The organism is Lachnoanaerobaculum sanguinis (assembly GCF_033242365.1).
Taxonomy (GTDB): Bacteria; Bacillota; Clostridia; order Lachnospirales; family Lachnospiraceae; genus Lachnoanaerobaculum; species Lachnoanaerobaculum sanguinis.
On record NZ_BTHK01000007.1, the window covers coordinates 35955 to 57001 of the forward strand.

The 21047-nt window shown below is 37.0% G+C and carries 21 protein-coding genes; all 21 read left to right on the forward strand.

The features are described 5' to 3' along the window. The first annotated feature begins 4 nt into the window (after nt 1-4). The 21 genes from glnA (at nt 5) to SBH76_RS06095 (ending at nt 21031) form a co-directional block, all read left to right on the forward strand. Nucleotides 5-1309, forward strand: a complete 1305-nt coding sequence (glnA, locus tag SBH76_RS05995) for a type I glutamate--ammonia ligase (RefSeq protein WP_009663913.1) — start codon at nt 5-7, stop codon at nt 1307-1309. A gap of 41 nt (nt 1310-1350) precedes the next feature. Beyond that, nucleotides 1351-1902: an ANTAR domain-containing response regulator gene (locus SBH76_RS06000; RefSeq protein WP_009663904.1), complete on the forward strand. Its 552-nt coding sequence runs from the start codon at nt 1351-1353 to the stop codon at nt 1900-1902. A gap of 18 nt (nt 1903-1920) precedes the next feature. Continuing rightward, nucleotides 1921-2724 carry a diaminopimelate epimerase gene (dapF, locus tag SBH76_RS06005; protein ID WP_317977154.1) on the forward strand — a complete coding sequence of 268 codons (804 nt, stop codon included), beginning with the start codon at nt 1921-1923 and terminating at the stop codon, nt 2722-2724. Between the two features lie 327 nt (nt 2725-3051). After that, entirely contained in the window at nt 3052-4140 is a 1089-nt protein-coding gene (locus tag SBH76_RS06010; protein WP_007594353.1) for a PucR family transcriptional regulator, read from the forward strand. Nucleotides 4141-4243: 103 nt separating this feature from the next. Then, entirely contained in the window at nt 4244-5569 is a 1326-nt protein-coding gene (locus SBH76_RS06015; protein ID WP_317977155.1) for a S41 family peptidase, read from the forward strand. A 2-nt stretch (nt 5570-5571) separates the two neighbouring features. Continuing rightward, nucleotides 5572-8997 (forward strand): SNF2-related protein, encoded by a 3426-nt coding sequence (locus tag SBH76_RS06020; RefSeq protein WP_317977156.1) that lies wholly within the window; start codon nt 5572-5574, stop codon nt 8995-8997. Nucleotides 8998-9032: 35 nt separating this feature from the next. After that, a complete protein-coding gene (gene hprK, locus SBH76_RS06025) occupies nt 9033-9962 on the forward strand; it encodes an HPr(Ser) kinase/phosphatase (RefSeq protein WP_317977157.1) in 930 nt (309 codons plus the stop codon). Between the two features lie 30 nt (nt 9963-9992). Then, nucleotides 9993-10874: a UDP-N-acetylmuramate dehydrogenase gene (gene murB, locus SBH76_RS06030; protein WP_317977231.1), complete on the forward strand. Its 882-nt coding sequence runs from the start codon at nt 9993-9995 to the stop codon at nt 10872-10874. Nucleotide 10875: 1 nt separating this feature from the next. Continuing rightward, nucleotides 10876-11751 carry an RNase adapter RapZ gene (rapZ, locus tag SBH76_RS06035; protein WP_317977158.1) on the forward strand — a complete coding sequence of 292 codons (876 nt, stop codon included), beginning with the start codon at nt 10876-10878 and terminating at the stop codon, nt 11749-11751. An 8-nt stretch (nt 11752-11759) separates the two neighbouring features. Next, a complete protein-coding gene (whiA, locus tag SBH76_RS06040; RefSeq protein WP_007594340.1) occupies nt 11760-12722 on the forward strand; it encodes a DNA-binding protein WhiA in 963 nt (320 codons plus the stop codon). Continuing rightward, nucleotides 12715-12975, forward strand: coding sequence for an HPr family phosphocarrier protein (locus tag SBH76_RS06045; protein ID WP_317977159.1), 261 nt, complete (start codon nt 12715-12717; stop codon nt 12973-12975). The genes whiA and SBH76_RS06045 overlap by 8 nt, the downstream gene beginning before the upstream one ends. Nucleotides 12976-13187: 212 nt before the next feature. Continuing rightward, the gene (locus SBH76_RS06050) at nt 13188-13991 is read left to right on the forward strand and encodes a basic amino acid ABC transporter substrate-binding protein (protein ID WP_317977160.1); all 804 of its coding nucleotides are present in this window, start codon (nt 13188-13190) and stop codon (nt 13989-13991) included. A gap of 1 nt (nt 13992) precedes the next feature. Then, nucleotides 13993-14685 carry an amino acid ABC transporter permease gene (locus SBH76_RS06055; protein ID WP_314098305.1) on the forward strand — a complete coding sequence of 231 codons (693 nt, stop codon included), beginning with the start codon at nt 13993-13995 and terminating at the stop codon, nt 14683-14685. Beyond that, complete coding sequence (locus SBH76_RS06060; protein ID WP_007594329.1) at nt 14675-15412, forward strand: amino acid ABC transporter ATP-binding protein; 738 nt, start codon at nt 14675-14677, stop codon at nt 15410-15412. The genes SBH76_RS06055 and SBH76_RS06060 overlap by 11 nt, the downstream gene beginning before the upstream one ends. Nucleotides 15413-15572: 160 nt before the next feature. Next, nucleotides 15573-16268, forward strand: a complete 696-nt coding sequence (locus SBH76_RS06065) for an MIP/aquaporin family protein (protein WP_317977161.1) — start codon at nt 15573-15575, stop codon at nt 16266-16268. 104 nt (nt 16269-16372) lie between these two features. Further along, nucleotides 16373-17770 (forward strand): ATP-dependent Clp protease ATP-binding subunit ClpX, encoded by a 1398-nt coding sequence (gene clpX / locus SBH76_RS06070; RefSeq protein ID WP_290650182.1) that lies wholly within the window; start codon nt 16373-16375, stop codon nt 17768-17770. An 8-nt stretch (nt 17771-17778) separates the two neighbouring features. After that, a complete protein-coding gene (locus SBH76_RS06075; RefSeq protein WP_315085385.1) occupies nt 17779-18258 on the forward strand; it encodes a signal peptidase II in 480 nt (159 codons plus the stop codon). Nucleotides 18259-18277: 19 nt separating this feature from the next. After that, a complete protein-coding gene (locus SBH76_RS06080) occupies nt 18278-19543 on the forward strand; it encodes an HlyC/CorC family transporter (protein WP_007594322.1) in 1266 nt (421 codons plus the stop codon). Beyond that, nucleotides 19543-20187 carry an HAD-IA family hydrolase gene (locus SBH76_RS06085; RefSeq protein ID WP_317977162.1) on the forward strand — a complete coding sequence of 215 codons (645 nt, stop codon included), beginning with the start codon at nt 19543-19545 and terminating at the stop codon, nt 20185-20187. The genes SBH76_RS06080 and SBH76_RS06085 overlap by 1 nt, the downstream gene beginning before the upstream one ends. Further along, complete coding sequence (locus SBH76_RS06090) at nt 20181-20501, forward strand: hypothetical protein (protein ID WP_034214850.1); 321 nt, start codon at nt 20181-20183, stop codon at nt 20499-20501. The genes SBH76_RS06085 and SBH76_RS06090 overlap by 7 nt, the downstream gene beginning before the upstream one ends. Further along, nucleotides 20489-21031 (forward strand): NUDIX domain-containing protein, encoded by a 543-nt coding sequence (locus SBH76_RS06095; RefSeq protein WP_315085391.1) that lies wholly within the window; start codon nt 20489-20491, stop codon nt 21029-21031. Before SBH76_RS06090 ends, SBH76_RS06095 begins: the two co-directional genes overlap by 13 nt. The last annotated feature ends 16 nt before the right edge of the window (nt 21032-21047 follow it).

A 21047-nucleotide genomic window follows, 5' to 3' on the forward strand; every position in this document is an offset into this window, starting at 1 on the left:
AGCAATGACGAAGGAAGAGATTTTTGCCATAGTTGAAGAGGAAGATGTAGAATTTATCAGATTACAGTTTACCGATATTTTCGGAACTTTGAAAAATATCGCAATAACTGCAAGTCAGCTTGAGGATGCCATGGAAAACAGGATCCTTTTTGACGGTTCAAGTGTAAAGGGATTTGCGCCTATAGAAGATTCGGATTTGTATTTACATCCGGATCTTTCTACCTTTTGTATATTTCCTTGGAGACCTCAGCAGGGAAAGGTTGCAAGATTTATCTGCAATATTCACAGAACTGACGGAAGTGTTTTTGAAGCCGACCCGAGGGCGGTATTACTTGATGCATATGATAAAGCAAGGAAGTTAGGACTTAATATATTTATTGAAGCCGAGTGTGAATTCTTTTTGCTCAACACTGATGATAAAGGTGAGGTAAGTCTGAATGTGAAGGAAAAGGCCAGTTATTTTGATATCGGCCCTCTTGACATGTCTGAAAATATCAGAAGAGATATTGTACTGACTTTGGAAGAGATGGGTATAAAGATAAAGTCTTCACATCATGAGATAGCAAAGGCACAGCATGAGATAGATTTTACGGATCAGGATGCGCTAAAATGTGCCGACGCCATTCAGACATTCAGAATGGCGGTAAAAACTTTGGCAAAAAGGCATGGTCTCAGTGCTTCCTTTATGCCGAAACTTTTTGAGAATGAAAACGGAAGCGGAATGCATTTTAAAATATCCGCTTTTGACGATAACGGAAAGAATATATTTGAAGATAATGCTAAGCTCAGTGACAGGGCAAAGTCAACAATTGCGGGAATTCTTCATCACGCAAGGGAATTATCGCTTATAAATAATCCTTTGGTAAATTCTTATAAGAGATTGAAGCCGAATTTTGATGCACCGGTTTATGTGTCATGGAGTTCAAATTCCAACAGAAGTGCTCTTCTTAGAATACCGACAGAAAGAAACAATCAGATAAAACTTGAGCTTAGAAGTCCCGATTCCGCTACAAATCCGTATCTTTGTATTGCGATGCTTATATATTCAATATTGGACGGACTGGAAAACAGTATGGAGCTTGAAGATGCTATTAATGAAAATATGTACTCAGGAAAAAATTATAATATTAAAAAGCTTCCGGATACATTAAGTGAGGCGATTGATGAATTTGAAAGTTCAAATTTTGTTAAGGAAAAGCTTGGAACTCAAATATTTAATGAGTACATAGAGGCAAAGAAAATCGAATGGAACGAGTTTAACAATGCTATAACAGACTGGGAGATTAAGAAATATCTGGAAAGATTCTAGTAAAGAACTTTTGAGTTTTTAATCAAGGAGAAAGGACAGTAATGTCAGATATAATCATTGCATTTCCAAATCCGGGTGACAGCAAGGTTTTGAGGTCGATTTTGATAAAAAACGGATATTCTATTGTCGGGGTGGTGGCATCAGGTGCCCAGGCAATAAATCTGTCTGACGATATTGATTATGGCATTGTGGTCTGTGCTTATCAGCTTAATGATATGCAATATATGGAGCTTAAGGAGAATATGAATGAAACCTGCGAGCTTTTGCTGGTATGTTCACCGGGCAAGCTTAATGAGGCGCCTGATGATGATATAAACTTTTTACCGATGCCTTTTAAAGTAATAGAACTGGTAAAAAAGGTGAGTGAAATATCGGATAAACTTTATTATGAGAGAAAAAGAAAGAAAAAGCAGGAAGAGCGAGGCGGCAAAAATTTTATGGCTATACAAAAAGCCAAGGAACTTTTGATAAAGCACAAAAATATGACTGAGCCTGAGGCACATAAATATTTGCAGATTAGCAGTATGAAAAACGGAGAAACCATTATCAATACGGCAAAAAAGATTTGTTTGTTGTATGGTGGTAAGGAATAAATATAGATGGAGATTTTTATGAAGTTTGTAAAAATGCAGGGAGCGGGAAACGACTATGTATATGTGGACTGTTTCAAGGAAAAGGTGGAAAATCCAAGTGAGGTTGCTATAAAGGTAAGTGACAGACATTTCGGTATCGGAAGTGACGGTCTGATACTTATATGCCCTTCAGATATAGCGGATGTAAAGATGGATATGTACAATGCCGACGGAAGTAGAGGGCTTATGTGTGGAAACGGATCAAGATGTGTGGCTAAATATGTATACGACCATGGCTATGTGAAGTCTGAAAAGTTTACCATGGAAACAGGCGCAGGTATTAAGTATATTGAAGTGGAGCCAAAAGACGGTGTTGCAGAATATATTAATGTAAATATGGGAAAGGCAACCATTACATCCGATTTTCCTGAGAAGATATTGATAAACGGTGAAGAGAAAGAGTTTATAGGAGTGGATATAGGAAATCCACATGCCGTATATTATGTAAATTCTTTGAAAGAACTTAAAGAGATGAATCTTGAAAATGTAGGCGAGTACTATGAGAAACATGAGAGATTTCCTCAAAAGGTAAATTCCGAATTTATTTATATAGAAGACAGAAAGAATATTCATATGAGAGTATGGGAGAGAGGCTCGGGAGAAACTCTTGCCTGCGGCACGGGAGCATGTGCAAGTGCGTTTGCTACAATGAAAAGAGGATTATGTGAAACTACGGTAAGAGTTCACCTGCTTGGAGGAGACCTTGATATCAGTCTTGTAGATGATGAGATATATATGAGAGGTAAAGCCGAGTATGTATTTACCGGTGAAATAAACTTTTAAAGTTTTCATATAAAATACACAATAAGTGAAAACAGCACATGGCGTTCTTTATAGATATGGTAAATTTTTAATAGAACACCTGCGTACTCTGTTATGTATAGGCAAAATTACATAAACAAATAAAAAAAAATCGTATTTCCTATTGATTTACTTGTGATAATGCATTATTATTTATGTGAAACTTGTTAATATCTGCTATCAGGTATTTAGAGCAGATCGAATTCGAAAATTAATTGTTGTCAAATATGACGGCTGATTAATGACTGTCTCATTCTGATTTTTGTATGAGATGGTAGAGAAAAGTAATAGAGTAAAGGAGATAGTTATATGATCTCAAACCAGATTCTTCAAAATACCATAGATGGTTTAAAGAGTATTACGAGAACAGAACTTTGTGTTTGTGACATTGAGGGTAAGGTTTTAGCAACAACTTTTGCCGAGGCCGATACTTACGGATTACAGGTAAGTACATTTGCGAGTTCTTTGGCAGACTCTCAGGCAATAGGTGGATTCCAGTTTTTTAAGATTTTTGATGAGCACCAGCTTGAGTATGTTCTTATGGTTGAGGGAACAACCGATGACACCTATATGGTGGGAAGAATGGCATCATTCCAGGTAGAGAACCTTCTTATAGCGTACAAGGAGAGATTTGATAAAGACAACTTTATAAAGAATCTCTTGCTTGACAATTTACTGCTTGTAGATATCTACAACAGAGCAAAGAAATTACATATCGAGACTACTGTAAGAAGAGTGGTATATATTATTGAAACAAAGAATGAGAGAGATGTATCAAGTCTTGAAGCTGTAAAAGCTCTTTTTGCATCAAGAAATAAGGACTTTGTTACAGCTGTTGATGAGAGAGATATCATTCTTGTAAAAGAGATGAAGGAAGGATCTGCATACGAGGATCTGGACAGAGTAGCAAGATCTGTTATTGATGAGCTTAATTCTATCGGAATTTTGAACGTTACAGTCGCTTACGGAACTATAGTAAATGAGATTAAAGAAGTGTCAAAGTCTTATAAAGAGGCTAAGATGGCACTTGATGTAGGTAAGATATTCTATGCTGCAGAGAACATTGTTGCATATTCAAGACTTGGAATAGGAAGACTTATATATCAGTTACCTATACCACTTTGCAAGATGTTTATCAAGGAGATATTTGACGGAAAGAATCCTGAGGATCTTGACGAGGAGACACTTACTACAATCAATAAATTCTTTGAAAACAGTTTAAACGTATCTGAGACATCCAGACAGCTCTTTATTCACAGAAATACTTTGGTATATCGTTTGGATAAGCTTCAAAAGAGTACAGGACTTGATCTTAGAATGTTTGAGGATGCAATCACTTTTAAGATTGCATTGATGGTTGTAAAGTATATGTCATACATGGATAAACTCGGCTATTAAGTTTGAAAGTAAAATTTGATAAATTAGGATATGGGGAGATTTATATCTCCCCTTTATTTTTAATGTGTGATATAGTAGGGGATAGAGAAAATGGAGGTGTTATATGTTTGAACATCGTGAAATAGATGACTATGAGAAATATATTAATGAAAGGCAACAAGGAAGAACGGGTACAAACGGTTCCGGTCTAAGAGATGATAGAAATCGGGAAAGAAATCAAAAAAGAAAAGGAAGAATGAGCGGGGTTATAGGATTTATTCTGGGAATTATGACATCGTTTGTTTTAGTATATGTAGGATTTGCTTTTGCATTCAATAACGGAAATGTACTGTCTCTGTTTTTAAAGAGAAATAATAAGCTTGACTATAAAAAAATAGAAGAAAAGACATCGGTTTTACAAAACATTATAGACAGATATTTTCTGTTTGATGAAGATATGACAAAGGTGGAAGACGGTATTTACGCCGGAATGATGAACGGACTTGGGGATCCTTATACGGTATATTATACAAAGGAGGAATACAAGGCGCTCAATGAAGATACCGAGGGAAAGTACTCAGGTATAGGTGCCGTGGTTTCACAAAATCCGAATACCAAGATTATCACCATTGTAAAGATATTTGATAACAGTCCGGCAAATGATGCGGGGCTTCAGGTCGGAGATATTATCGATAAAATAGACGGTGAAGAAGTTGCCGGAACGGATATGGATATACTTGTAAAGACCAAAATCAGAGGTGAAGAGGGCACAAGTTTTAAAATGACAGTCCTTAGAGGTGATGACAGAAAAGAAGTTGAACTTGATCTTACAAGAAGATCTATAGAGGTGGAGACCGTAGCAGGTAAAATGCTTGATAACAATATCGGCTATATAGCTGTAAGTCAGTTTGATGCGGTTACCTCGGAACAGTTTAAATCAAATATAGAGTCGTTGCAGTCACAGGGAATGACAAAGTTGATAGTGGACCTTCGTGGAAACCCGGGAGGATTGCTTGATCAGGTGGTGGATATGCTTGATTATATACTGCCTGACGGATTGGTTTTATATACGGAAGATAAGTACGGAGAAAGAGAGGAATATTATTCTGACGGAAGTCATGAGTTGAAGATTCCTATGGTTGTACTTGTAAATGAGAACTCGGCATCCGCATCGGAAGTTTTTACAGCCACATTCAGAGACTTTGAGTGGGGTACAGTGGTAGGAAAAACCACATTCGGTAAGGGTATAGTACAAAATGTACTTCCGCTTGGAGACGGTACGGCAGTTAAAATTACTACACAGCATTACTATCCTCCGTCAGGTTATGACTTACATAAGGTAGGAATAAAGCCTGATTTAGAGGTGGATTTAAATGAAGGTGCAAAGATAGGAACTGATTCCGACAACCAGCTTAGTGCCGCTATTGATATATTAAAGAATGAGGAATAAAAATGGATTTTCGTTTTCTTGACGGCGTGAAAACAGCCGCTGATTTAAAAAAAGAAAAAGAAGATATGGAAAATATAAAGGCGGATATGATATCCGCTTCGGATACGGAAGAGAAAAAGGCTATTTATAAATACTTCGACGGAGAGGCTATTATAGATAGCCTTTCTATGTCTGCCGATACTGCAAAGAAGGCTAAAGAACTGATAAAAAACAATCAGGTACGTCTGACTGAAGTAAGCGACGGTATAATATCATATGGAAATGCATACGGATATTATACTCAGGATCCTAATGTTTGCGGAATAGCGGTTGCAAAAGTTGAATCATCTGAAAATTGCAAAGTGGATATAGAGTTTGGCAAAGACAGATTAAAAAGAGCATATTGTAGTTGTTCGAAATGCTCTGATAAAAACAGAATCAGAGGGTACCTTAATGATACAAGGAACTGTGAACATGTGGTTGCAACAGTATTTCTTTTAAATGCGTATTTAGACAGCCATGAGCTGGGGGATGAAACAAATTACTTCGGTGAGGCATTTCTTTCGTATTTTGATGAAGAAACAGACATTAATGAAGAACCTGTACATATAGTACCTAAGCTTATAATGTCGTATAAGAGCGAGTATGATACAAGCTTATATATACAGTTTAAAATCGGCAGAAAAAAGCTTGTGCAGATAAAAAGTTACAGGAATTTTGTTGATGCACTAAGAGATAATGAAATTTATCCTCTTGGTAAAAACGACAGTGTTAAGCTTGGATATGGGGCATTTGACGATAAGAGTATAAAGTATGTAAAGTTTATTGAAGAGCTTGTGGATACAGAGGCCTCTATAAGCTATAAACTGCTTGATTATGTAAAGACGGGCCTCAATGTATCGAAAATACCGGTAGACGGAGCAAATATAGATGATATTTACAACTTACTTGTCGGAGAAAAAGTAGAGCTGACAACAGAGTACTTCTCAAAGAAAACCGTTACGGATATTGAACTTAGAGATTTTAATGAAAAGATTACTATCGGGATAAATCCTATTTATGACAGAGATTTGTTTGCAGGTATAAACCTGGAAGTGGATTTTCCTCTGTCGTTTATATCAAACAATTATGTCTACTGCATTAAAGATAATTATCTTAACAGATGTGATGAAAATCTTTTGAAGATATTTAAAGCAATGAATGATTCAGGGTACGGATATCGGGAGATAAAGATAGGAAGAAAAAATATAGGCAGGTTTTATTCCAATGTATTGCCAAGTATAAAAGATTATGCGAATATAGTAGATAATGCTCCCGAGGCAATAAGTTTTGTGCCTGAAAAGCCGGAGATTACATATTATCTTGATATGGAAGATAACATTGTAACGGGAAGAGCGGAAGCGACTTATACCGGCGGCAGAGTGGACATTTTGTCGGGGAAAATATTTGAAAGAAATGATAATGAGCTTTTAAGAAATCAAAAACATGAAGAAAAGGCTATAGAGGCTTTAAAGATATATCTTCCCTATGAGAATAAGCAAAATTTCCTTAGTGCAGAGACAGAAGAGGAACTTTATGAGCTGAAGGTTTCGGGTATTGATAAATTAAATAAATACGGGAAGGTACTTGGAAGTGAGGCTTTCAATAATATCAGAGTATACAAAAAGCCTGCTGCAGGAGTTGGAGTATCTGTAAATTCAAATCTTTTGCAACTGGAATTCTTATCAGATGATATGAGTGTAGAGGAACTTGCAAATATTGTTACAAGTTACAGAAAAAAGAAAAAATATTATCGTTTAAAGAGCGGAGCTTTTATAAATATGGATTCCGATTACATGAAGAATTTCAATGAGATGCTGAATGTACTGGAAATTTCTCCTAAAGATTTGAGAGTCGGTGCACTTACAGTGCCTTTGTATCGTTCACTCTATATTGATGAAATGATGGAAGTGCATAATGAACTGGTAGAAAGAAGAGATGAGAGTTTTGTCAAACTGATTGAGAAATTTGACAATATAAAATCCATGGACTTTGTTCCGCCGGCTGAAGTGTCAAATGTTTTAAGGAAATATCAAAAAGAAGGCTTTAAATGGTTGCGTTCCGTGGAAGAACTTGGATTTGGCGGAATTTTGGCAGATGATATGGGACTTGGAAAGACCCTGCAGATTATCTCTCTTTTGATAGATGCAAAAAAGAACGGAAGGCTTAAAAAAGCTCTTATAGTATGTCCGGCATCTTTAGTATATAATTGGAGTGAGGAAATATCAAAATTTGATACAAAGGGTGAACTTAGAGTATGTGTACTTGCAGCCGCCAAAGAAGAAAGGCAAAAAAGTATTGAAGAGCATGAAGATTTTGATATCTATATAAGTTCTTATGATACCTTAAGGAGAGATATTTCACTGTATCACGATATGAGATTTTCTCATCAGATAATTGATGAGGCTCAGTTTATAAAAAATCAAAATACCGGAGTTGCAAAGGCGGTAAAAACTGTGAAAGCTGATGTAAAGTATGCTTTGACCGGAACGCCGATAGAGAACAGATTAAGTGAGCTTTGGAGTATTTTTGATTATATAATGCCGGGATTTTTGTACAGTTATAATTCATTCAAATCAAAGTATGAAAATACGATAGTAAAAGACGGTAATGATGAAAGCGCAAAGCTTCTTTCAAAGATGATCAGTCCTTTTGTACTTAGAAGGCTTAAGTCCGAGGTGGCAACGGATTTGCCGGATAAGATAGAAGAAGTCAGAGTATCAAGGTTTGATAAAAAGCAGCAGTTGGCATATGATACCGAGCTTACCAAACTGAAAAATGTATTAAACGGCAATGAAGAATATAACAGTTCAAAGATGATAATATTGTCGGAGATTACAAAGTTAAGACAAATCTGCTGCGATCCGGGGCTTATTTTTGAAGATTATACCGGAGATTCAGCAAAACTTGAAACCTGTATCGATCTTGTAAAAAGCGGTATAGAAGCAGGACATAAAATTCTTTTATTTTCACAATTTACTTCAATGCTTGATATAATAAAGAAGAGATTTGAAGAAGAAAATATAAGCAGCTATGTTATTACAGGTTCTACAAGTAAAGAAAAAAGAATCAAGCTTGTAAATGATTTTAATAATGACGATACAAATGTATTCCTTATTTCATTGAAAGCGGGAGGCACAGGTCTTAATCTTGTAGGTGCCGACATAGTTATTCACTATGATCCGTGGTGGAATTTTGCTGCACAAAATCAGGCCACAGACAGAGCCCACAGAATAGGGCAAAAAAATAAAGTAACGGTTTACAGACTTATTGCAAAGGGAACTATAGAAGAGAAGATAGTTAAGCTTCAAGAGTCAAAGAAGGATTTGGCTGACAGAGTATTAAACTTTGAAGAGGGCATATCCTTGGCAAATATTTCAAAAGAAGAATTGCTTGAGCTTTTGGGATAAGTCTTAAGATAGGGGGAATCATGATAGGAGGTACTATGGGAGAAAACGTAACAATCAAGGAACTAATAAAGGATTTGAATCTGGAAAACTTCACACCGGATATAGATACGGAATCTATAATATTGAAGCATCCTGATATAAACAGACCGGCATTACAGCTGGCAGGTTTCTTTGATCATTTTGACAGTGAAAGAGTACAGATAATAGGTAATGTGGAGAACGCATTTATTCAGACATTGAATGACGAAAAGAGAAAGGAAACCTATGATAAGCTGCTTTCATATAAGGTTCCATGTATATTATATGCAAGAGGAATAAAGCCGGATGAGGATATGATTTCTTACTGTGTACATTATGGTGTACCATGTCTCGGCATTGAACAGTCTACAACTTATATTACCGCAGAGCTTGTAAGATGGCTTAATGTACAATTGGCTCCTGTTATTTCCATACATGGTGTTTTGGTGGATGTATACGGTGAAGGAGTACTTATAACCGGAGACAGCGGTATCGGAAAGAGTGAGGCGGCTCTTGAACTTGTAAAGAGAGGTCACAGACTTGTATCCGATGACGTTGTTGAAATCAGAAAGGTGTCACAGCAGACTTTGGTAGGAACGGCACCTGATATAACCAAGCATTTTATTGAGCTTAGGGGAATAGGAATTATAGATGTAAAGGCGTTATTCGGTGTACTCAGCGTTAAGGATACCCAGTCCATCGATCTGGTAATACAGCTTGAAGATTGGGTACAAAATAAGGACTATGACAGACTCGGACTTGAGGATAATTATATAGAGTACTTGGGAAATAAGGTTGTATGTCATGTTTTACCTGTAAGACCCGGAAGAAACCTTGCAATCATTGTAGAAACCGCGGCTGTAAATCACAGACAGAAGCAGATGGGATACAATGCGGCAAAGGAACTCTACAACAGAGTACAGGCAAATATAGCCGGAAAAGATTGATATTAAAATAGTAGCGGAGACAAAATGCAGATGGATTTTAAAAGTATCCTTGGTGAAAATTGCAAAACAGGTGAATTGTTAAAAAAGCATACTACTTTTAAAGTAGGAGGGGAGTGTGATTATTTTCTGACTCCCGTCACTGAGGAAGAACTGAGCCGATGTATGGATATAATAGAAAAAGGAAACTTAAAATATTATATTTTTGGAAAAGGCAGTAATATACTGGCTGATGACAAAGGATATGACGGGGTGATTATCTCCACGGTTTGTTTGAATAACAGTATTACACATGAGGGCAATATTATAGAAGCAGGTGCCGGAGTGGGACTTGATAAGATAAGTGACTATGCTATGGAAAATTCACTTACAGGATTTGAATTTGCCTGCGGTATACCGGGAAGCCTTGGCGGTGCGATAGTAATGAATGCAGGTGCATATGGCGGAGAGATGTCAAATGTACTGACGAAAGTAAAGGTGCTTTGTGCTGACGGAAGCACCAAGTGGAAAGATGTTTCAGAACTTGATTTGGGTTATAGAAAAAGTAATATTTTAGCAAATAAAGAGATTGTACTGGCTGCAAAGCTTAAACTTGAGCATGGCAACAAGGATGAAATAAGAGCACAAATAGAGGATTTAAACAACAGGAGAAGTGAAAAACAGCCGCTGGAGTATCCCAGTGCAGGTTCCACATTTAAGAGACCGGAAGGATATTTTGCAGGTAAACTTATAGATGATGCCGGACTTAGAGGCTTCAGGCTCGGAGGTGCCGCAGTATCTCAAAAACACTGCGGTTTTGTAATAAATTATGACAATGCCTCATCTGATGATATAAAGAAGCTGATAGAACATATAAAGAAAGAAGTATGTGAAAAGTTCGGTGTAAAACTTGAATGTGAAGTAAGGATGATTTGATATGAAGATGATAATTGTAACAGGAATGTCCGGTTCAGGTAAGACTGTTGCATTAAAGATGTTTGAGGATTTCGGATATTACTGTGTCGACAATTTGCCGGTAGAACTTTTGTTAAACTTTGTAGATCTTACAATCGAATCCGAAAGAGGTATGAAGGGCATAGCTTTAGGTATCGATATCAGAAGCGGACTTAACGGATTACAGGAAGTATTTGATGAACTCAGCCATAAAAAAATCAATATGGAAATTCTCTTTCTTGAAGCGGATGATGAAACATTGATAAAAAGATACAAAGAGACAAGAAGAAATCATCCTTTAGCCGCAGAGGGCAGACTTATAGACGGAATAAATCTTGAGAGAGAAAGATTGACATTTTTAAGAGAGAGAGCGGACAGAATACTTGATACAGGCAGATTTTTGACTAAAGAGTTGAAACAGGAACTTAAAAAAATCTATGTTGACGGAAAGTCTTTTAATAATCTTTTTGTTACAGTGCTTTCATTCGGATATATGTACGGTATACCTGATGATCCCGATTTGTTATTTGATGTAAGATTTTTACCGAATCCTTTTTACGATCAAAAGCTCAGGCTGAAAACCGGTGAAGAAAAGGAAGTTTCGGATTATGTTTTCTCAAATAATGATGCGGATATTTTTCTTGATAAGCTGGATGATATGATTAAATTTCTGATACCCAGATATATTGATGAGGGTAAGAGCGCTTTGGTAATAGGCATAGGTTGCACAGGCGGACAACACCGTTCGGTAGCTATTGCGGCGGCTCTTAAAGAAAGACTTGATAATATAGAGGGTATCGGTGTCAGGCTGGAACACAGAGATATGGGCAAAAATATTTCAAGAATTTCACAAAGATAGGAGAGCGGATGACATTTTCTTCAGAAGTGAAAAATGAAATCGCAAGGATAAATCCTACGGTTAGGCATTGCATACTTGCAGAAATTTTGGCAATTGTTTACTTCATTGGTACTGTTTCTTTATCACAAAGTGGTGAATTGTCTTTAAAAATAAACACCGAATTTTCAGGACTTGCCAGAAAGTACTTTACATTAATAAAAAAAACATTTAATATAAATACAGATGTAGTGATAAGCAATAGTACATTGGTTAGGCGTAAACGTCTATATTCTGTAAGCATTGTAGACAGCGCAGGAGCCAAAGAAGTGCTTAAAGCTATAAAGCTTCTTAAAAATCAAGAGTTGATTGATAATTTGCCGCTTGGCAGTAATACAGTCTTACTGAATTCATGTTGTAAAAAGGCCTTTTTCAGAGGAGCATTTCTTTCCTCGGGCTCTATAACAGATCCTGAGAAGGGATATCATCTTGAGATAGTATGTTCGACTATGGAGAATGCACTCATTTTAAAGGAATTGATGGAAGACCTGTCACTCTTACCAAAGATTACTGTAAGGAAAAAAGCTTATGTAGTATACATAAAGGACAGTGAGCAAATATCATTGGCACTTGGTCTGATGGAAGCACCTACATCGCTTATGAGTTTCGAAAATATTCGAATCTTAAAAGGAATGCGAAACGATGTAAATCGAAAAGTGAATTGCGAGACTGCAAATATTAATAAAACGGTTTCAGCATCACTTTCTCAACTTGAGGATATACAACTTATTAAAGAGATGATGGGACTTGATAAATTGACATCAAATCTGGAGGCGGTAGCCAATGCCAGATTGGAAAATCCTGATGCTTCATTGGTGGAACTTGGAAAAATGATTAGTCCACAGCTCGGGAAAAGTGGGGTTAATCATAGGTTGCGTAAACTCTCAAACATCGCAAGCCAGTTAAGAGAACAAGTAAGGAGAGAAAATGGTTAGGAAGTCAGTTAAGGTTGCAATTGATGCAAAAACTGAAGCCAGACCGGTAGCTATGCTAGTACAGGTGGCCAGCCAGTTTGAAAGCAGGATTTATGTGGAAAGTGGTACTAAAAAAGTAAATGCAAAAAGTATCATGGGCATGATGACATTGAAGTTTGGTGATGGCAAAGAGGTATACATATCAGCAGACGGTAATGATGAAGAACATGCCGTGAACGAGATGGAAAAATATTTGACTTCAGCAGCAATATAAGCTGAGAAAATATATTGCATTTATGGGGTATGAAACGCTGGGATTTAGGACTCTAATTTTGTATGGACTATTATGGTTAGGATTATAACCTTATAAAAATACAGAGTTGGAGTCTTTTCATATGTTTATTTTTAAAAATACTCTTGCATTCTTATAAAAAAGAGTGTATTATTATGCAATAGTGATTGATAAATATACAAATGGAGGATATTATGAAGAAGAAAATATTAGCATTGGTTATATCGGGATTGATGGCAACAAGTTTAGTAGCATGTGGCGGTTCAAAGACTGCCGAAACAAAAGCTGCAAATGAGAGTGCGGCAGATACAGCTTCAGGAGAAGTAAAAACTATACAGTCAGGAAAACTTATAGTAGCAACAAATGCGGAGTTTCCACCATATGAGTACCACGACGGTGATAAAATTGTAGGTATTGATATGGAGATAGCGGAAGAAGTTGCAAAGAAGCTCGGATTTGAAGTTGAAGTGGAGGATATAGCATTTGATTCCGTTATCCTTGAGGTAACATCGGGTAAAGCTGATGTAGGTATTGCAGGTATTTCAGCTACAGAGGAGAGAAAGCAGAGTGTTGATTTTTCAGACACATATACAACATCAAAGCAGCTTATCATAGTAAAAGATGATTCGACTATAGCTTCAGGTGCGGATCTTGAAGGCAAGACACTCGGTGTACAGACAGGTACTACAGGAGATATCCTGGTTAGTGATATAAAGGGTGCAACTGTTGAGAGATATGCAAAGGGTATGGATGCGGTTCAGGCACTCAGCCAGGGAAAGATAGACGCGGTAGTTATCGACAGTGAGGTGGCAAAGAAGTTTGTTGAAGAGACAAGCGGACTTAAGACTTTAGATGAAGCATATGCAGAAGAAGAATATGCTATTGCAATCAAAAAAGGTAATACAGCACTTTTAGATGCGGTTAATAAGGCACTTTCAGAGTTAAAGGCTGACGGAACAGTGGACAGTATTATTGCAAAATATATCAAGGCTAATTAATATGTTTGAAGAGTTAAAATCACAATTTATTTTAAATTTTATAACGGATAACAGATGGCTTTTACTCATAAACGGACTTGCCGTCACATTAAAGATTACATTTTTTGCCGTAATCCTTGGTTTTATACTGGGGTTTGGAGTGGCTGTTGTAAGAAATATATACGACAATACAAAGAAGTTGAAGTTTTTAAACTTCCTTTGCAATATTTATATTACAGTAATAAGAGGAACACCTGTAGTAGTTCAGCTCCTTATAATATACTTTGTTATATTCAGTTCTGTAAGAATAGATAAAAGCTTTGCCGCAATACTTGCATTCGGTATAAACTCGGGAGCATATCAGGCTGAAATATTCCGTTCGGGTATAAACTCAGTACCGAAAGGACAAATGGAAGCCGGAAGAAGTTTGGGATTTAGTTATCCTCAAACAATGATAAATATAATAATGCCACAGGTTATAAAGAATATATTGCCTACTCTTGCAAACGAGTTTATAGTTTTGATGAAGGAGACCTCGGTAGCAAGTTATATTGCTTTGGATGATCTTACAAAGGCGGGAGATGTTATAAGAAGCAAAACATATTCGGCAATGATGCCTTTCCTTGCGGTTGCTCTACTCTATCTTATCATGGTAATGCTTTTCAGCTATTTGGTAAAATTACTTGAGAGGAGGTTGGCTAGAAGTGGAAGGTAAAAAACTTATTGAAGTAAGAAATTTAAGCAAGCATTTTCATAAAAAGCAGGTACTTAAAGATATATCTCTGGATATAAATAAAGGAGATGTAGTATGTCTTATCGGCCCTTCCGGTTCGGGTAAGTCAACATTTCTCAGATGCTTAAACAGACTTGAGGAAGCAAGCAGCGGTGAGATATTGTTTGAAGGCACGGACATATGTAAAAAAGATGTAAATATAGATTTACATCGTCAGAAAATGGGAATGGTTTTTCAGCAGTTTAACCTTTTTCCACATATGACAGTGCTTAAAAACTTGATTATAGCACCTATGAAGCTTCAGGGTGTTGACGAAGAGTCTGCAACGGCGTATGCCATGAGCCTTTTGGAAAAAGTAGGACTTGCGGACAGAGCAAATGAATATCCTTCAAAGCTTTCAGGCGGACAGCAGCAAAGAGTTGCTATAGTCAGAGCACTTTGCATGAAACCTGATGTAATGCTTTTTGATGAGCCTACCTCAGCACTTGATCCCGAGATGGTAGGAGAAGTGCTTACAGTTATGAAGGATCTTGCACAGCAGAAGATGACCATGGTAGTGGTAACACATGAGATGGGCTTTGCCAGAGAGGTGGCAAACAGAGTGGTTTTCCTTGATGAAGGTGAGTTTGTGGAAGAGAATGCACCTGAGGAATTCTTCACAAATCCCAAAAATGAAAGACTTAAGACCTTCCTCAGTAAGGTTTTATAAAACAAAAAGGACCGAAAAAGGTCCTTTTTTTAATAAAAATATTTAGAGAATTTTTAATAGACTTTTATAAAATTTAGTTGTATAATACCATTCGTTATGCTGCAAAGGATTTCAAATCTTTTGTAGATTAGTTATACTTTAGAGAATATTGGAGGTAATAATGAAAAAGTATTTAGCAGAGTTTATAGGTACATTTGTACTCACACTGTTCGGATGTGGCAGTGCTGTAGCGGCAAACACACTTTTGGCTCAGAGTAATGTGGTGGTTCCGCTTGGATTTTCTACATTGCTTATCGCATTTGCATTCGGACTTTCTATAGTTGCTATGGCATATTCTATAGGAAATATTTCAGGATGTCATATCAATCCGGCCGTTTCACTCGGCATGTTGGTATCAGGCAGAATGGATGTAAAGGATTTCGTAGGATATGTAATATCACAGCTTCTAGGAGGTATCTTAGGTGCAGGATTACTTTGTGTGATACTCGGCTCAAATGCATCACTTGGAACAAACGGTTTCGGTGAGGCAAGTGCAATGGGTATATCAATGGGAATTGCGTTCCTCGTAGAGGTTATACTTACATTTGTATTTGTATTGGCAATACTCGGTGTTACTTCAAAGGCTGAGAACGGAAGAGTTGCCGGACTTGTTATAGGCTTTACACTTACTTTGATTCATATATTCGGAATTCCTTTCACAGGAACATCGGTTAACCCTGCAAGAAGCTTCGGACCTGCACTTGTAAGCGGTCTTGGCTCGGTAGCATTTGCACAGGTATGGGTATTTATACTTGCTCCGCTTGTAGGTGGTGCACTTGCGGCAGTATGCTATAACTTCTTATCAAAGGAAGACTAAAACTTAATATAAACATAAAATGTGCCGTATTTCCCTAATATGGCACATTTTTTCTTTTTGTGCTAGAATAACATAAAACTGTTTGAAACATTAGGAATGGAAAAATGGAAGACAAGATAGATTATAATAAAAACGAAAAAGACGATAAAAATAATAATTATGAAAAAATATGTTATATGTGCAGGAGACCGGAATCAAAGACCGGTACGATGATATCAATGCCCGGAGGTATAGATATCTGTCCAGACTGTATACAGAAAACTTTCAACTCTATGCAGAGTATGGATATGAGTAAGCTTACCAATATGTCAAAAATCAATATGGACGATTTAAAAAATGTGGACCTTGGCAGCTTTACAATACCGAATATGAATCTGAATCCCATACCCGAAAGAGCCAGAGTAAAGAAAAGAGATGAAAAGAGAACAGAGCCTCTTTTTACAATGAAGGATATACCTGCACCGCATAAAATAAAAGAGATGCTGGATGAATATGTTATAGGTCAGGATCAGGCCAAGAGGATAATCTCTGTTGCAGTATACAATCATTATAAGAGAATATTTTTAGATAAGGATAAGGAAGGAACAAGAGTTGATAAGTCAAACATCCTGATGATTGGGCCGACGGGAAGTGGAAAGACTTATCTGGTAAAGACACTTGCAAAGCTTCTTAATGTGCCTTTGGCCATAGCCGATGCAACTTCTCTTACCGAGGCCGGATATATAGGTGATGATATAGAAAGCGTTATCTCAAAGCTTTTACTTTCAGCAGGTAATGATGTGGAAAGAGCTGAATGCGGTATCGTTTTTATAGATGAGATAGACAAGATTGCAAAGAAGAAAAATACCAATTCAAGAGATGTAAGCGGTGAGAGCGTACAACAGGAGCTTTTAAAACTTTTGGAAGGCAGCAAGGTGGAGGTACCTGTAGGTACAAATCAAAAGAATGTTATGGCACCTATGGAAACTGTAAACACTGATAATATACTCTTTATATGCGGTGGAGCCTTCCCTGCGCTTGATGATATTATAAAGGAAAGACTTCAAAAGAATACAAGCATGGGATTTAACTCGGATCTTAAAGATAAATATGATAATGATGAAAATCTCTATGCAAAGGTCACAAATGAGGACATAAGAAAATTCGGTATGATACCTGAGTTTATAGGAAGGCTGCCTGTTATATGTACTCTTTCAAAACTTGATAAAGAGGCTTTCAAAAAGATTCTTATAGAGCCTAAGAATGCTATTTTAAAACAGTATAAGCGACTTTTGGAGCTTGATGAAGTGGAACTTTCATTTGATGATGATGCGATGGATTGGATTGCCGAACAGGCTATGAAAAAGGATACAGGTGCGAGAGCACTTCGCTCCATTATTGAGGAGTTTATGCTCGATATAATGTATGAGACACCGAAGGATAAAAATATCGGTAAAGTTATTATTACAAGAGATTATTTGGAGCATAAGGGCAGTCCGAATATAGTGTTCAGAAATATATAGGAGGATATATGTTTGCTGTTTTGATACCGATACTTGCAGGTCTTGATATAGTTTTGAAATATGCAGTAAATTCAATGGACAAAAAAGAACTGCCGAGAACTTTTGCAAAAAAGATAGAAATAGATAAATTTCACAATGACGGCTTTGTATTCGGAAAGCTTAAGAAAAAGAAGAAAATAGTAAAGTATGTTCCGGTATTTATTACTTCAATACTGGTGGGAGTACTGTCTGTTTTACTTCCTAAAAAGGGAAATAATATCAGAAAGTTATCTCTAATCCTTGTTATTGCAGGTTCACTGAGCAATATCTTTGACAGATTTACAAGAGGCTATGTGGTGGATTATATACGCATAAAGACTAAGGGCGCCGATAAGGTGATCTTTAATCTGGGAGATATATTTATATTGCTTGGCAGTCTGATAATGCCTTTCGGAGTAAAGAAAAAAACAAAAGAAATATTGCCGGATATTGTATCCGAAGAAGAGTAATTCGAGTATAGGAGAAATTTTGGAAACGAGTGACATATTACAGTTAGTCATTTTGGTATTATTATTGTCTGCTTCAGCATTCTTTTCATCTGCTGAAACAGCCCTCATGACTTCAAATAAATTAAGAATAAGAAATTTGGCGGAAAACGGTGATAAAAGAGCTGAAAAGGTTTTGGAAATCACAGCAAATACGGATAAGATGCTTTCCGCTATTTTGATTGGAAATAATATAGTAAACCTTTCCGCTTCGGCACTGTCCACGACACTTACATTAAAGATGTTCGGCAGCAGTCTGGTAGGTATTGCTACAGGTATATTGACATTCCTTATACTGGTATTCGGTGAAATCACACCTAAGAATGTAGCATCAAAGAATGCAGAGAATATTGCATTAAAATATATCGGAATTATTTCCGTATTGGTTGTTATTTTGACACCTGTAATCTATGTGGTAAACAAGGTGGCGGGAATCGTTATTTCCCTCTTCGTTAAAAATAATGATGACAATAATATGGTGACAGAGGATGAGCTCAGAGCAATGGTGGAGGTCAGCCATGAGGACGGAGTTATTGAAAAAGAAGAAAAGAAGATGATTGTAAATGTGGTGGACTTCGGAGATACGGTTGCGGGAGATATAATGCTTCCGAGAGTCGATATGGTGATGGTGTCTGTGGAATCCTCTTATGAAGAGATACTCAAAATCTTTCGAGAAGAGAGATACACCAGAATACCGGTGTATGAAGAAAGCCCTGATAATGTTATCGGAATACTTAATGTAAAAGACTTCCTGCTGATAGAGGATAAGGAGAATTTTTCTGTAAAGGAGCATTTGAGAGAACCTCTTTATACCTATGAATATAAAAAGACTTCATCACTTATGGTGGATATGAGAAAGACAGGTGCCAATATAGTAATAGTGCTGGATGAATACGGTACAACTGTAGGACTGATTACTCTGGAAGATATGCTTGAAGAGATTGTAGGTGAAATCAGAGATGAGTTTGATGCCGATGAGGATGAAGGTATAACAAAGATTTCCGAAACGGAGTACCTTATAGACGGATCTACAAATCTGGATGATGTCAATGACAGAATAGGACTGGAACTGAGTTCCGAGGAGTATGAGTCTATAGGCGGAATCATAATGGAGAAGCTTGGAAGATTGCCTGTAGAGGGAGAAGTTATCACATTTGACAATATTATTTTGACAGTAAAGAAAATGGATCATGCGAGAATTGAGAAGGTGGGATTGAAGTTAAAGCCTTCTTTAGTTAAGGAGCAGTAATGAAGCAAAAGCATATTTTATTTGATTTGGACGGCACTATAGTAAGGTCGGATCTCGGTATTACAAAGGGTGTACAAAAATCACTCGAGCACTTCGGTATATATGAAGAGCTTGATGATTTAAAAAAGTTTGTTGGGCCTCCGATGGTTGAAAGCTATACAAATTTTTACGGATTCAGTCTGGAGCAATATAAAGAAGCGCTTGATGTATTCCATGATTATTACAGAACTGTAGGTATATTTGAATGTGAGCTTTATGACGGTATAGAAGAGATGCTTGACAGTCTGTCAAAAGAATATAAGCTTTATGTGGCGACTTCAAAGCCTGAAAGAGAGGCAAGAAGAGTTATAGAGCATTTCGGACTGGACAAATATTTTACATTTGTAGGCGGCTCAGACGGAGATTTTAACACAAAGAGAGCTACAAAGACCGCAGTAATTGAGTATGTGCTTGAGACAAACAAAATAATGGACAGGGGCTTTGCTATAATGGTGGGAGACAAGAGCCATGATATAGTAGGTGCAGGTAATGCAGGTCTTAAGAGTATCGGAGTACTTTACGGTTATGGCGGCTTGGAGGAGTTTGAAGGCGCAAATTACATTGTAAAGAATGTGGAAGATTTGAGAGATATGTTTTTATGTTAAAAAAAGGTGACTTGTTAAATATAGGATATTATGATTATGGCCAATATTTCACAGGAAGTCTGGAGGGCGTAAGATTCAGGCTGGGAAGAGATCCGCTTGAAAAGGTAAATTTTACGCCAAAGGATAAGAGGGGCGAGGCCAAGCTGAAACTGACAGTATGGCCTGAGCCCTTTAATTTTGACCATACTGAAGATGATAAGAAAAAAGACCGGTATTTTGATTATACAGGTGAGGGCCTTAATGAGGCGATTGAATTTTTAAACAATATGGCTGATATATTAAAGTCGGATAAGGAGAAAGCATGGGAGATATAATCAGGGAAAAAAGAGAGCTTGCCTATGAGGGGGCAATAGTAAAGGTCTATAAAGACCATATGTTGATAGACGGCAGAAAAGCCGTATGGGATTATATACAACATAACGGTGCGGCTGCGGTAGTACCTGTACTTGAAAACGGAAAGATACTTCTGGTACGTCAGTACAGAAATGCGCTTAACAGATATACTCTTGAACTTCCCGCAGGAAAGGTTGATTCAAAGGATGAGCCCAGAAGAATATGTGCATTCAGAGAACTTGAAGAAGAGACCGGTTATAAAGTTGCTTCACCTGATGAGCTTGAGTTCTTGATAAGAATTGATACTATGGTGGCCTTCGGAGATGAGGAAATTGATATCTTTGTGGCAAAAAATCTTATTAAGAGTGAGCAGCATCTTGATGAAGATGAGAGCATTGATGTGGAAGAGTGGGCACTTGAAGATCTGGTGGATTTGATTTACAAGGGTGAATTGAAGGATTCAAAGACGGTAGCCGCTATTATCGCTTATAAGAATAAGTATAATTTATAGATATAGTCTTTCCTTA

Excerpts from the sequence above, each read along its gene's own strand:
- rapZ (WP_317977158.1), top strand. The coding sequence starts at position 10,876 with ATGAAGATGATAATTGTAACAGGAATGTCCGGTTCAGGTAAGACTGTT.
- whiA (WP_007594340.1), top strand. The coding sequence starts at position 11,760 with ATGACATTTTCTTCAGAAGTGAAAAATGAAATCGCAAGGATAAATCCT.
- murB (WP_317977231.1), top strand. The coding sequence starts at position 9,993 with ATGGATTTTAAAAGTATCCTTGGTGAAAATTGCAAAACAGGTGAATTG.
- SBH76_RS06055 (WP_314098305.1), top strand. The coding sequence starts at position 13,993 with ATGTTTGAAGAGTTAAAATCACAATTTATTTTAAATTTTATAACGGAT.
- SBH76_RS06015 (WP_317977155.1), top strand. The coding sequence starts at position 4,244 with ATGTTTGAACATCGTGAAATAGATGACTATGAGAAATATATTAATGAA.
- clpX (WP_290650182.1), top strand. The coding sequence starts at position 16,373 with ATGGAAGACAAGATAGATTATAATAAAAACGAAAAAGACGATAAAAAT.
- SBH76_RS06065 (WP_317977161.1), top strand. The coding sequence starts at position 15,573 with ATGAAAAAGTATTTAGCAGAGTTTATAGGTACATTTGTACTCACACTG.
- SBH76_RS06085 (WP_317977162.1), top strand. The coding sequence starts at position 19,543 with ATGAAGCAAAAGCATATTTTATTTGATTTGGACGGCACTATAGTAAGG.
- SBH76_RS06095 (WP_315085391.1), top strand. The coding sequence starts at position 20,489 with ATGGGAGATATAATCAGGGAAAAAAGAGAGCTTGCCTATGAGGGGGCA.
- SBH76_RS06075 (WP_315085385.1), top strand. The coding sequence starts at position 17,779 with ATGTTTGCTGTTTTGATACCGATACTTGCAGGTCTTGATATAGTTTTG.
- SBH76_RS06020 (WP_317977156.1), top strand. The coding sequence starts at position 5,572 with ATGGATTTTCGTTTTCTTGACGGCGTGAAAACAGCCGCTGATTTAAAA.
- dapF (WP_317977154.1), top strand. The coding sequence starts at position 1,921 with ATGAAGTTTGTAAAAATGCAGGGAGCGGGAAACGACTATGTATATGTG.
- SBH76_RS06010 (WP_007594353.1), top strand. The coding sequence starts at position 3,052 with ATGATCTCAAACCAGATTCTTCAAAATACCATAGATGGTTTAAAGAGT.
- SBH76_RS06000 (WP_009663904.1), top strand. The coding sequence starts at position 1,351 with ATGTCAGATATAATCATTGCATTTCCAAATCCGGGTGACAGCAAGGTT.
- SBH76_RS06045 (WP_317977159.1), top strand. The coding sequence starts at position 12,715 with ATGGTTAGGAAGTCAGTTAAGGTTGCAATTGATGCAAAAACTGAAGCC.
- SBH76_RS06050 (WP_317977160.1), top strand. The coding sequence starts at position 13,188 with ATGAAGAAGAAAATATTAGCATTGGTTATATCGGGATTGATGGCAACA.
- SBH76_RS06090 (WP_034214850.1), top strand. The coding sequence starts at position 20,181 with ATGTTAAAAAAAGGTGACTTGTTAAATATAGGATATTATGATTATGGC.
- hprK (WP_317977157.1), top strand. The coding sequence starts at position 9,033 with ATGGGAGAAAACGTAACAATCAAGGAACTAATAAAGGATTTGAATCTG.
- glnA (WP_009663913.1), top strand. The coding sequence starts at position 5 with ATGACGAAGGAAGAGATTTTTGCCATAGTTGAAGAGGAAGATGTAGAA.